11 protein-coding genes are annotated in these 12,341 nt (G+C 68.6%); 6 read left to right on the top strand and 5 right to left on the bottom strand.

All coding sequences use genetic code 11. From position 1 onward, the window contains the following. Positions 1-44 precede the first annotated feature (44 nt). From G9C85_RS18590 to G9C85_RS10370, 3 genes are all read left to right on the top strand, one after another. Positions 45-2,684: a flippase activity-associated protein Agl23 gene (locus G9C85_RS18590; RefSeq protein WP_193570691.1), complete on the top strand. Its 2,640-nt coding sequence runs from the start codon at positions 45-47 to the stop codon at positions 2,682-2,684. A 27-nt stretch (positions 2,685-2,711) separates the two neighbouring features. Further along, the gene (locus G9C85_RS10375; protein WP_166039656.1) at positions 2,712-4,118 is read left to right on the top strand and encodes an ATP-binding protein; all 1,407 of its coding nucleotides are present in this window, start codon (positions 2,712-2,714) and stop codon (positions 4,116-4,118) included. A gap of 79 nt (positions 4,119-4,197) precedes the next feature. Next, positions 4,198-5,022, top strand: a complete 825-nt coding sequence (locus G9C85_RS10370) for an MBL fold metallo-hydrolase (RefSeq protein WP_166039654.1) — start codon at positions 4,198-4,200, stop codon at positions 5,020-5,022. 25 nt (positions 5,023-5,047) lie between these two features. Here the strand turns inward: G9C85_RS10370 and G9C85_RS10365 are convergent, their stop codons facing one another. Then, positions 5,048-6,469 (bottom strand): aryl-sulfate sulfotransferase, encoded by a 1,422-nt coding sequence (locus tag G9C85_RS10365; protein WP_166039652.1) that lies wholly within the window; start codon positions 6,467-6,469, stop codon positions 5,048-5,050. 146 nt (positions 6,470-6,615) lie between these two features. On the opposite strand from G9C85_RS10365, the gene G9C85_RS10360 reads away from it, so the two are divergent. After that, positions 6,616-6,987 (top strand): hypothetical protein, encoded by a 372-nt coding sequence (locus G9C85_RS10360; protein ID WP_166039650.1) that lies wholly within the window; start codon positions 6,616-6,618, stop codon positions 6,985-6,987. A gap of 63 nt (positions 6,988-7,050) precedes the next feature. Here the strand turns inward: G9C85_RS10360 and G9C85_RS10355 are convergent, their stop codons facing one another. Beyond that, positions 7,051-7,860: a TrmB family transcriptional regulator gene (locus G9C85_RS10355; protein ID WP_166039648.1), complete on the bottom strand. Its 810-nt coding sequence runs from the start codon at positions 7,858-7,860 to the stop codon at positions 7,051-7,053. Between the two features lie 450 nt (positions 7,861-8,310). Between G9C85_RS10355 and G9C85_RS10350 the strand changes: the two genes are divergently transcribed. Beyond that, on the top strand, positions 8,311-8,625 hold the full coding sequence (locus G9C85_RS10350) for a HalOD1 output domain-containing protein (protein WP_166039646.1): 315 nt from the start codon (positions 8,311-8,313) through the stop codon (positions 8,623-8,625). 171 nt (positions 8,626-8,796) lie between these two features. Further along, the gene (gene serS, locus G9C85_RS10345) at positions 8,797-10,179 is read left to right on the top strand and encodes a serine--tRNA ligase (protein ID WP_166039644.1); all 1,383 of its coding nucleotides are present in this window, start codon (positions 8,797-8,799) and stop codon (positions 10,177-10,179) included. Between the two features lie 149 nt (positions 10,180-10,328). Here the strand turns inward: serS and G9C85_RS10340 are convergent, their stop codons facing one another. From G9C85_RS10340 to G9C85_RS10330, 3 genes are all read right to left on the bottom strand, one after another. Beyond that, a complete protein-coding gene (locus tag G9C85_RS10340) occupies positions 10,329-10,646 on the bottom strand; it encodes an RPA12/RPB9/RPC11 RNA polymerase family protein (RefSeq protein ID WP_166039642.1) in 318 nt (105 codons plus the stop codon). A 210-nt stretch (positions 10,647-10,856) separates the two neighbouring features. Next, positions 10,857-11,300, bottom strand: a complete 444-nt coding sequence (locus G9C85_RS10335) for a hypothetical protein (protein WP_166039640.1) — start codon at positions 11,298-11,300, stop codon at positions 10,857-10,859. Between the two features lie 92 nt (positions 11,301-11,392). Further along, a complete protein-coding gene (locus G9C85_RS10330; RefSeq protein ID WP_166039638.1) occupies positions 11,393-12,268 on the bottom strand; it encodes a redoxin domain-containing protein in 876 nt (291 codons plus the stop codon). Positions 12,269-12,341 lie beyond the last annotated feature (73 nt).

Genomic DNA, 12,341 nt, shown 5'->3' with positions numbered 1-12,341 from the left:
AGATAGCAAAAAGCGTTTACCCCCGCACTGGGTCGAGGAGAACAATGACTGACGAGTCCTCGGAGCCCTCCGACGAGGACCCCCCGGACGACGGCGGCGATTCGGCCGACGACGACCGACTGCCCGGAGACGTCTGGCCAGACGAGACACCGGCCGCGGACGACAGTCCCACTGCGGACGACGGCTCGACACCCACCGACGATGGCTCGACGCCCGCCGACGACGGCGACGCGGACGGCGGGTTCGAGTTCGGCCCGGACACCTCGAAGGCCGGACACGAGAAGTCGGCGGGCGCGGATGCCAGTTCCGACGCCGACGCGACCGGCAGGCCCGACGCGGGCGCAGGTGCCAACGCGACCGACGGAACGCCCGCCGTCGAGGATCGCACCGAGGACGCGGACCCCGCCGAGGACGCTGACGACGCCGAGTCTGGCGTCGGCGAGCAAGCCGATCGCGACGACCGCGACGGCCGCGACGGCTGGCTGCTGTCGGCGGCGAACCGCGCGTCGCCGTTCCCGGACACGTCGCGGTCGGCGCTGTACTCGCTCATCGCGATGACGATCGCGGGCCTCGCTTTGCGGTTCGTCACCCTCGGTGCGCGCGTCGCGCACCAGGACGAGGGCCGGGTCGGGTACTGGATCATCCGCTACCTCGAATCCGGCGTCTGGGAGTACCGCGCCATCGTCCACGGCCCGTTCCTCTTCCACGTCAACAAGTACGTGTTCGAGTTCCTCGGGCCGTCGGACGTGACCGCGCGACTCGTCGTCGCCGTCATCGGCGGTCTCCTGCCGCTGACGGCGTGGCTGTTCCGCGAGCACCTCCGGGACACCGAGATCGTCGCGCTCGGTCTCCTGCTCGCGCTCAACCCCGTGCTCGTGTACTACTCGCGGTTCATGCGCAACGACGTGCCGCTGGCGGCGTTCATGCTGCTCGCGGTCGGTGCCGCCGTCAGGTACTACGACACCGGCAAGCACCGGTACGTGTTCGCGGCCGTCGGCGCGTTCGCGCTCGGGATGACGACGAAGGAGAACGGCCTGCTGTACGCGGCGTGCTGGCTCGGTGCCGCCGTCCTCCTGCTGGACCATCGGTTGTTCGTCGCGAACCACGGCGACGGTCGGGGGCCGTTCCGGACCGCGGTCGCGTACGTCGGCTGGCTCCTCCCCGTTCGCGTCCGCCGGATCCCGACCGCGCTCCGCGGCGTCTGGAGCGACGATGCGTCGCGGCCAGACGGCGGCGACCGCGACCACGAGCCCAACCGCGAGCCAGACCGCGAGCCCGACCACGACCGCGCTGCGACGGGCCGACTCTGGTTCGCCGTCGACTGGCGGAGCGTCCTCGTGAGCGTCGGCGCCGTCCTCGAGTTCTTCGCGATCATCGTGTTCTTCTACGCGCCCCGCGGCGGCGGCTACCTCAAGCCCGGCGGTGGCGGGCCGCCGAGTCGCGGCGAGGAAACGACGGACGCGATGGGGCTGTACTCGTCGCTCGGCGACCTCGGCCAAGGGGACCCCACGCAGTTCCTCGCGGTCGTCGAGGAGGCGACCGTCGGGAGCTGGGAGGAGTTCACGCGCATCTGGGGCGGCCACGAGCACTCCTACACCGCGTTCCTCCAGCACTACGTGGAGGTGATGATCGCGGGCGCACTCGTCGTCTCCGCGTTCGCCGTCGTCGGCTTCCTCGTCGACCGCTACGGCGACGGCGGGCCGCGTGACCTCGTCGCGCTCGCGTCCTACTGGGGATTCGTGAGCGTCCTCGGGTACCCGATCGCGACCGACATCCAGGCCGGGTGGGCGACCGCGCACGCGATCGTCCCGCTCGCCATCCCCGCGGCCGTCGGGCTCGCCATCCTCTTCCGGTGGGGGATCGACTCGTACACGCTCGACGACGGCGTCGGCGTGGCGATCGCGGCCGTACTCCTCCTATGCGTGTTCGGCTGGATGGGGTTCGCGGTCGCCGACCAAGTGTACGTGAACCCGCAGGACCCCGACAATACGATCATCCAGTACGCGCAGCCGTCGACGGACGCGAAACCGACGCTCGAGCGCGTCCGCCAGCTCGGCCTGGAGCGGGGTGGGCCGGGCGACGTCGACGCGCTGTTCTGGGGTGACGGGTTCGCGATAGGGAACGAGAGCCAACTCGCGCAGCCGCCGGCTCCCAACCCGTACTACGACAGGCGGACGTGGATGTGGTACATGGAGATGTACCAGTACGACGCGAACCAGTCCGGCCAGCACTTCGTGTATTCGGACACGGACGACGCGTCGGTGCTAAACGACACGAAGCCGCCGGTCGTGGTGACGCTCGGCCAGAACGAGGGACCGAGGTACCCGGAGGACGGCGGACAGCGCCTCCACGAGTGGTTGGTCGCGAACGGCTACGAGCGCGTGAGTCACCAGCGGTACGGCGACAGCCCGGACGAGGAGTACTCGCGCCCGATCCTGTTCTACCTCCGCGTGGACCCCGACGAGTCGACGTCGTCGGGGCCGCGGGACCGACCACCGATCGGAACGGCGGATGCGACGAACGCCTCCTCGAACTCGACGCCCACGAGCGTCCCCGTCTCGAACCCGACGCCCGCGAGCGTCTACGCCCCGAACGCGCCGTCCGCGAGCGCCCAGGTATCGAACCTGGCGCCCGCGAGCGGTCACGTTTCGAACGCGCTCGCCGGGACGGTTCGACGGTCTTAAACGGTTCCCAGTCCTACCTCGCGGGGAATGAGCAACGCGGCGCTCTCGGTCGTCGAACTGTTGTTGACGGCGCACGTCTACAACGAGGAACGGTCGCTGGACGAGAACGACTTGCCGCCGCGGTACCGGCGTGTCTTCTATAGCGACGGGGAAGTCAAACGCCCCGTGTCGGTCACGAACGCGACGGCGCGCGCCGCCGCGAGCACGGATCATCCGTGGGACGCCATCTCCGGGCTGATGTTCACGGAGCGCGACGAGTTCTCGGGCTCGATCTCGCTCGCGGACGTGGACATGGCCGTGGACTGGTACGCCGAGCGCGCCGACGACGAGCGCGTGCACACGAACCCCGTGCTTGCGTTCGCGTACGGCGAGGACGGGGCGTTCGACGTGGACGCGTTCGAGGGCGTGGACTACGAGTCCGCGCGCGAGGCGAACCGCCCGATCCAGGCGGACCGCGTGTGGATCGACTCGCTGCTCGACGAGTACTTCGACTCGGACGACGAGGACGAGGAGGACATGCTCGACCTCGTGGACATCCGCGCGCCCGAGGAGATCGACATGACGCTCGACGACCTCGTGCTCACCGAGGAGCAAGAAGAGGAGATCCAGAAGGTCGTGAAGGCGATTGAGCACCGCGACTACCTCGCGCGAATCGGCCTGCGCGAGATCGGGAAGCTCCTGTTCGTCGGACCGCCGGGGACGGGGAAGACGAGCACGGCGAGGGGGCTCGCGCACTCGCTTGACCTCCCGTTCGTGGAGGTGAAGCTCTCGATGATCACGAGCCAGTACCTCGGGGAGACGGCGAAGAACGTCGAGAAGACGTTCGAGGTCGCGAAGCGCCTGTCGCCCTGTATCCTGTTCATGGACGAGTTCGACTTCGTCGCGAAGACCCGCGGCGGGGACGAGCACGCGGCGATCAAGCGCGCGGTGAACACGCTCCTGAAGAGCATCGACGACATGTCGCTGATCGACGACGACGTGCTCCTGATCGGGGCGACGAACCACCCGGACGACCTGGATTCGGCGGCGTGGCGGCGGTTCGACGAGATCGTGAACTTCCCGAAGCCCGACCGCGGGATGCGGTCGGACATCCTCCGGCTCATCACGCACGCGATGGACATCGACGAGTTCGAGCCGGACGCGATCGCGGACATCACGGAGGGCCTCACGGGGAGCGACCTCCGGCTCGTGATGCGGGAGGCGGTCCTGTCGGCGTTGACGGAGGAGCGGACGACGCTCACCCAGCAGGACCTCGTGGACGCGGTCGAGGAGTTCGAGGAACGCGACAACCTGAAGAACCTCGACATGATGGACGGCGACGGCGACGCCCTCATCGCGGGCGGCACGCCGGGCGCGACCGACGGCGGCCACGACCACGACCACGGCGACGGCCACGACCACGCCGACGGCCACGACCACGCCGACGACGACTGAGGGCGGTTGGTGGGGCGGCGTGCGTCGTCGTCGGCTCGTGGCGCTACGTCTTTCCGGCCGCGTCCTGTAGGACTGCGTGATGCAGGTCACGTTGCTCGGGACGGGCGATACGACGGGGACGCCGACGCCGGGGTGTGGGTGCGAGACGTGCCGCGACGCCGTCGAGCGCGGGATCGAGCGCACGCGGTTCTCCGTGCACGTCCACAATCCCCGTACGGGGGAGTCGTTGCTCGTGGACGCGAGCCCGGACTTCCGCTATCAGTTCCTGAAGAACGACGTCGAACTCCCGGACACCGCCGTCATCTCGCACGTGCACTTCGACCACCTCGACGGCCTCGGGAACGCGTACCGGCTCCTCGACGACCTCGACGTGTACGCGGCCGACGAGACGGACCCCGCGCTCGGGGAGTCGGTCGCGGAGACGGTGTCGCGGAAGTACGACTACCTCGACGCCGTGACGGTTCACGCGACGGCGCCGTTCGAGACGGTCGAGACGTGCGGGTTCGAGGTGACGCTCGTCCCCGTCGACCACCCGCCGTTGCTGTGTTACGGGCTCGTCGTCGAGGACCCGGCGACGGGCGCGAAGCTCGCGCTCTCTGGCGACACGAGCTACGGCGTTCCCGAACGCTCCCGGGACGTGCTCGCGGACCCGGACCTCCTGCTCGCGGACGGCATCGTCCCGGCGTCGCTCTGCGAGCACCACCCGCTCGGCGGGAAGCACGAGGACGCCGACGGCGTCCCGCGGACGTTCGGCACGAAGCACATGACGAAGGAGGGCGCGCTCGCGCTCGGCGAGGACCTCGACGCCGGCGAGACGCGGGTCGTGCACGCCGCGCACTTCTACCCGGCCGACGAGGCGTTCGCGGATCCGATCGCGGTCGACGGCGAAACGTTCGAACTCTGAGTCGCGCTCGAGACCCCGACCGCGTTCAGGCGCCGCGGCGCCGGTAGGCGATGCCGGCGGCGACCGCGAGAATCGCGAGGACGGCGCCGACGAAGGGGACGGGGCCGAGGGCGTCCGAGCCGACCCCGGAGTCACTCCCGTCCTCGCTGTCGTCGCCCGCGCCGTCCGTGCCGTCGCTCCCGTCGTCGTTCCCGCCGAAGAGGTCGCCCACGATACCGCCGTCGCCGTCGTCGCCGAGGTCCTCGAACGCGGTCGCGTTCTCGATGTGCGCGACGCACTCCTCCTGACGGGTCGCGTCGAAGTCCGCGTCGCCGTGGAGGGTCGCGTTCCCGGTCGCGTTCTGGTCGGCGATGGTGGGGCCACCGGCCTCGTCGCCGTACTCGACGCGTTCGACGTCGTAGACGAGCCACGGCGTGTACACCTCCCAGACGACCTCGCCCTCGGGCGTCACCTCGAGGACGCGGTTGTTGCTGGAGTCGCCGACGAGCGTGTTCCCGTTCGGGAGGCGGTCGGCGTCCCGCGGCCACGAGAGCGACGACCGGTTCCCGACGCGCCACGTGCGCTCCCAGTCGCCGTCGCGGCGCGCGTACTCGACGACGCGATTGTTCTCCGAGTCGGCGACGAGCACCGTCGGCGTGCCGTTCTCGCTCTCGTAGTAGACGGGGTTGTGCTGTTTCAGCATGACGTCGTCGCTGTTCGGTTCGCCGAGCTCCCACTCGACCTCGCCGCTGGTGCGGTTCACCATGACGACCATGTCGAAGTTCCGGGGGCTGGCGAGGTAGTGCGTGTCGTTGACGGCGTCGACGTCGTTCACGTGCGTCCAGTCGTGACTGTAGTTCCCGCCGATGTCCGCATCGCGGTCGTAGTGGTCGCGGAACTGCCACTGCCACGTGATCTCGTCGCTCGTGCGGTTGTAGACGAGGAGGCGGTCGCGGTTCCCGGAGACGTTCTGCGTGGCGCGCATGTTCGCGACGAGTATCTCCTCGTCGCTGAGGAGGTCGGCGTCGTGCGTGTCGACGAACGGCGCGGTCTCGCTCCAGACGGTCTCGCCCGTCTCGGGGTCGAGCTTGTAGAACAGCGTCTGGCCGGGCTTGTCTCCCGGACGGGACTGCGTGGCGGTGACGAACAGCGTGCCGTCCTCGAGCGGGTCGACGTCGTACGACCACGTCACGCCGTCGCGCTGGTGCACCCACTCGATCTGGCCGCGGGGGCCGAGCGCGACGAGTCGCGCCGTGCGCTTCCCGCCGTCGTCGCCGAAGCGCATCCCCTGGACGCTGACGACCGTGATGCCCTCGGCGGGACTGCTCATGGTGCCGACGCAGGGGTTCGCTGGGTCGTCCGGGGCAGCGCTGGTGGCGGCGGCGCTCCCGGGGGGCGCCGTCGCGGCGACGACGGGGGCGGCCACGCAGAGACAGCACAGGACGACGAGGACGGGACGATGTCGCATACACACGTTCGGTTTCCGTGAGAGGGTATCAGTCTTGTCCACTGTCCGGTATGCGCCGGGCACCGACATTGTGACTCGAATAATGAAAAAAACAAACCGTGTAAAATCTGTTGGTGCTTAAACGGTTCAGGCCCCTTGGTACCTCCATGAAAGGAGGAAGACAACGGGACGACCTCGGACGGGCGCTCGAAGCACTCTCTAGTCAGGAACGCCGTTACCTCCTGCGTGCGGTCGTGGAGGCCGACCCGGACGACTGGGTCGCCGTCGAGGACGCTCTCGCGGACGACGGTCTCGCATCGAACGAATTGGTCGGCGACGGGGGGAGGACCTCTTCGACCGCACCGACCGTCGCCGACGAGGAGCCGTTGCTCGTCCGCGCCCACCATCAGCACTTGCCGTACCTCGTCGACAGAGGGTACGTTCGCTGGGACGACGCCGAGGGACGGGTACGCCGCGGCCCCGACTTCGAGGAGGTCGCCCCCGTCCTCGCGTTACTGGACGGGTGCCACGAGCAGTAGCAGACCGCATGCGACTGACCGGGTCCCGTTTCTGATTCTCGACCGCTAGCGACGGCGTCCTCTTCAGGGGTCCGCGGGGTCACTGGCGGGGAGCAGGCCCTGCGCCATCAGGCGACGCGAGATGACGACGAGGCCGTTCCCGAACCCCGTCCCGAAGACGGCGTGCTCCTCGCCGGACTCCGGCACGAGCGTGCTCACGAGGATCGCGCCGCGGTCGACGAGCAGCAACCGCCCGATTGCGGTCTCCGCGGCCTCCGCGTCGACCGCGTGCAGCCACTCCAGGCCGGAGACGAACGTCTCCGCGCGAGGCAACCGGTCCGCGACCGCCTGCTCGACCTCGTGAGAGACGGCGCCGATGATCACGTCGACGTCGTCGTCGAGTTCCGTGAGCGTCGCCACGAGCTCGGTCGTCAGGACCGACTCGTCGCCGACGACGAGCACGACCTCGTCTCTCGCGTCCACCAGGAGCCGTTCGGTCCGCGACGCGATCGCCCCCGAGCCGCTCAGCGACCACACCTCCTGGACGGGGTCGTCCTTGTCGTCGGCCTCGATCTGCTCGACGTTCCCGAGTGCGTCCGCGAGCCGCTGGACGCGGGACTCGTAGCGGTCCCGGAGCGTCTCCATGGCCTCCTCGAGCGACACCGCACGGAACTCTTGGGGACTCTTGTGCTGGACCTCGACCAGCCCCTGGGCCTCCAGGACACGGATGGCGTCGTAGACGCGCGTCCGTGGCACCTCCGTGATCTCACTCAATTGCTTCGCTGTACCCCGCGGAAGACGTGCGAGGCCCGCAAAGCACTTCGCCTCGTATTCCTTCAATCCGAGCTCTTGGAGAACGTCGACCGCCTCCTCGAGTGCATCGTTCGTACTCATGTGTCCCAACCTGCTGCCCGGGCGAACCCGGGAGTTCAACTAGAGTCGCACCCGGAGACGGATAGACGTTGTTACTGGGTGTGGCGGTCGCAGTGACGGCCATGTGCGACGCCGTCCGCGGTCGGCGCGCTAACCGTCCGATCGCTCCCGACTGCGAGTTCTGTCACGTTCTCAGCTACACTCGAACCTGATGCCGCCGCTCGTCGTCTCGCGACCTCTCGGGCCCATCGGGCGAGTAACTCAGATAATCACACAACGACTATACGGCTCGGGGTCTGAGGAGGTATCGGCGCGCTTCATCTCTCGTGTCCCAACCACGAACCGTAGCGCGCCAGCGCGGTCGCACTTCGCGGCCGCACTTCGTGGCACGCTCCAGAGCACCGCGTCGGGTCCCTACACTGTCACAAACGGAGTCACAACAACTTTCACCCCCTCGAAGAAAGGCAGTCTATGGACAGTGAGCGAGACAGCCACGCTCCCCCGGACGATATCGCACGTGACGCGATCCGGGAGACGTTCGACTGGTCGGAGACCGACCCGTCGAACGCCGTCGTCAAACTGGTGGCAGCGGACCTGAACCGCGACCCGCTGGATATCGAATCCCTCTACGAGCGCGTCGACCCCGACGCACTCGACGCGATCGTCACCACGACCGGGACGGACACGGACCGCTCGACCGTAACCGTCTCGTTCACGTACGCCGACCGGTTCGTGACCGTCGACGCGACCGGCACCGTCGTCGTCCGACCCGTCGACGTCGGATAGCTAGCAGTCGAACCCATCGATACCAACGAGTGACTCGCGGCCGCCTGGCCGTCGTGACGACCTCCCCCAAGAGTCGCCCGTATCGCCCGCACCCGACCGCGCCAGTCCCTGACACGGTGGAACACACTTCCGATACGATTTTCCCCGGGGATTTCGAACCCTCGGGCAAGAATGCTCAGCCGCCAGTACGTGCGCGAGAACCCCGACGTGGTCCGGGACGCCGTCGACCGGAAGGGCGTCACGGACGTCGACGTGGACGAGATACTCGAGATCGACGAGGAGTGGCGCGAGTTGAAAGCGAAGGGCGACGACCTCCGCCACCAGCGCAACGAGGTCAGTCGCTCCATCGGCGAACTCAAACAGGAAGGCAAGGACGAGGAGGCCGAGGAGGCCATCGAGCGCTCGCAGGAACTCAAGGAGGAACTGGAGGACGTCGAGGCGCGCGCGGACGAACTGGAGACGGAACTCCACGAACGCCTGCTCGAGGTCCCGAACGTCCCCCACGAGAGCGTGCCGACCGGCGCGGACGAGAGCGACAACGTCGAGAACTACCGCTGGGGGTTCGACGACCTGCGGGACCTCCCCGAGACCGTCGTCCCGCACTACGACCTCGGCGAGGACCTGGACGTCCTGGACTTCGAGCGCGGCGCGAAGGTGTCGGGCGGCGGGTTCCAGTTCGTGAAGGGCGACGGGGCGCGCCTGGAGCTGGCGCTCGTCCAGTTCATGCTCGACGTCCACCGCGAGCAGGGCTACACGGACGTCCTGCCGCCGATCCCCGTGAACTCGGCGTCGATGCGCGGCACGGGCCAGCTCCCGAAGTTCGACGAAGACGCGTACCGCGTCGAAGCGCGCCAGGACGACGCGTACGACGACGACGACCTGTGGCTGCTCCCGACCGCGGAGGTGCCGGTGACGAACATGCACCGCGACGAGATCCTGCTCGACGACGACCTGCCGCTGAAGTACCAGGCGTACTCGCCGAACTTCCGCCGGGAGGCCGGCGAGCACGGCACGGAGACGCGCGGGTACGTCCGCGTCCACCAGTTCAACAAGGTCGAGCTCGTGAACTTCGTGCGGCCCGAGGAGAGCTACGACCGACTCGAGGGCCTGCTCGACGAGGCGACGGCGATCCTCGAGCGCCTCGGTCTCCCCTACCGCGTCCTCGACATGTGCACGGGCGACATGGGGTTCACGCAAGCGAAGAAGTACGACGTCGAAGTGTGGGCGCCCGGCGACGACATGGCCGACGGCCCCGAGGAGGGCGGTCGCTGGCTGGAGGTCTCGAGCGTCTCGAACTTCGAGGAGTTCCAGGCGCGCCGCGCGGGCATCCAGTACCGGCCCGAGCGCCACGAGTCGGCGGAGTACTGCCACACCCTGAACGGATCGGGCGTGGCGCTGCCGCGCGTGATGGTCGCGATCATGGAGTACTACCAGAACGACGACGGCACCGTCGACGTCCCGGAACCGCTACGGGAGTACATGGGCGGCCTCGAGGTCATCGAGGGCCACTCGCCGGTCGGCGAGAGCGCACTCGGCGCTGGCGACAGAGAGTAGGGGGGTCGCGCCGCAGGCGCGACCGCACACGGTCATCCTCTGTTGAGCGGTGCGGCGGAGGGCTCGCGCCGCAGGCGCGACCGAACACGGTCGCTTCCGCTCTCCGCGGAATGCGGAGGCTGAGGATAGCACTCGAGCGAGATGCGCCGTCAGGAACCGCGCCACTTGTGGCCGCACTCGATGCAGGTGAACAGTCGGACTTCGTAGGAGCCGCCCGGTTTCGGCATCATCTCGTAGTAGGCCCGGTCGCTGTCGCAGTCGTCCGCCGGACAGGACTCCTGCATCGTCTCGGTGGAGCCCTGGGTCGCGTCGGCCACGGCTGGTGCTCCGTCGTCCCGCTGTCCATCCCGGGTCGCCATCGCCACTTCCGCTTGCGAGTCCCGCGCCGCCTCGTTCTCACAGGATCGACACACCCACGTGTCGCCCTCCGTGTGCATCAACGAACCACACTCGTCACAGAACTGCATGTGCAGCAGGAATACGCGGTTACCGGGTATATGCGTTAACTTTCGATCCGTCGTGGATTGCGGGCACCTGCTGGATGTCCGGTGCGATCGGTGGCTCCTGTCGGTGCTGGCGGCGTTCGTCACGGGGCTCGTGGTCGATGGGGCGTCGAGCGCCGTTGCCAGGGTGGGATGTGTCGCTGGCACAACCGCGCGTTCGTCGGTTCTCCGCGGTCAGCGCGTGTACGTGTCGAGGGCGACGATGCGGTCGGCGAGGACGTCGAAGACGTCGACGAAGCGGACGACGACGTCGCCGTCGGCCGTCTCGACGCTGCCGCGGGCGAGGACGGTCTCGGCTTCGTCGCCGGCGGTCGGCGTCCAAGCGTCGGCGGCGCCGGTGTCGTCGGCGCCGGCGTCCCCGACGCTGCGGCCAGCCGCTGGCGTACGGACGTCGGCAGATGTCTCGGGGTCGTCGCGGACGAATACGCCGTCGAGGACGTGGTCGGTGTCCTGGTGCGGGCGGTCCTCGGTGACGAACGAGAGGAACGCCTCGCGGTCGTCGAACGTGCGGTCGGGCCGGCGCTGGGTGAACCCCGGCGCGAGCACGTTCCGAAGGTCGTCGTACCGCTCGTCGTCGAGGGTCGCGTAGTACGCGCGAACCGTCGCCTGCGCATCCATGCTTGCAGCGTTCTCGCCGGCGATTGAAAAGTACTCCGTGCGGCGTGGTCGACGACGAGGGGATGTCGTCTGGGGAGTCCGTCGGTCAATTATTACGCCACGGGGAGTTCGTCGGGGTCGACGAGTTCGCCGACCTGGCGCGCGGACTCGTGGGGTCGCTGTGCGTCCTCGTGGTACTCGTCGGCGAGGCCGTCCTTGCCCTCGGCGCGGTGCTCGGCGGCGCTCGCGAACCACGCAGCGGCCTGCCTGAAGTCGTCGCTCGCGTTCCGCGCTTCCGTCGCGATCTCGTGGACGCGCTCGGTCTCGGCGAACCGGCGCGCGGAGTCGAACGCGCCGGCGGCGGTGTCGAAGTACGCGACGGCCTCCTCGAACGCCGCCGCGGCGTCCATCCAGCCAGAGCGGTCGTACGCGCCGAGTGCGTTCTCGAACTCCGAGCGCCCGTACGTGTAGTGCTGGTAGCCCCGGCCGTAGCGTTCCGCGGCCGTGCGGTCGTCCTGGACGCCGTCGATCGCGTTCCGGACCGCGTCGAGGTCGGGCTGGACGCGCGGGTCCTCGGTGCTCCAGGCGTACGCGATGCGGCCGCGGTCGTCGACGACGAACAGCGCGCGCTTCGGGACGCGCAGGTGGCCGTCGAGTTCCGGGTGGAGGACGCCGTACTCTTCGGCGACCTCGCCGACGGAGTCCGTCAGGAGCGGGTACTCGAGCGCGTTCGCCTCGGCGAACGCGCGATGGCTGTGCACGGAGTCCCCGGAGATCCCGAGGATGGTGACGTCCTCCATGAGCGTCAGGAGGTCGATGTCGCGGAGACTGCAGAGTTCCTCGGTGCAGCCCGGACTGAAGTCCATGGGGTAGAACGCGACGACGACGACGTCCTCGCCGACGTAGTCGTCGAGCGCGAACTCGCCGATCTCGCCGTCGTGGTAGCCGGGGAGCGCGAACGCGGGCGCCTCCCGTCCCTCGGTGAGCATTGCCCGGCGATAAGTCGGGGGTGCACTTAGGTGGAATGCCCGACGGACCGCTGGTGAACTCGATTTTAGGGAA

Source organism: Halorubellus sp. JP-L1 (assembly GCF_011440375.1).
Lineage (GTDB): Archaea > Halobacteriota > Halobacteria > Halobacteriales > Natrialbaceae > Halorubellus.
This window is presented reverse-complemented; position numbering and strand designations above follow the sequence as displayed.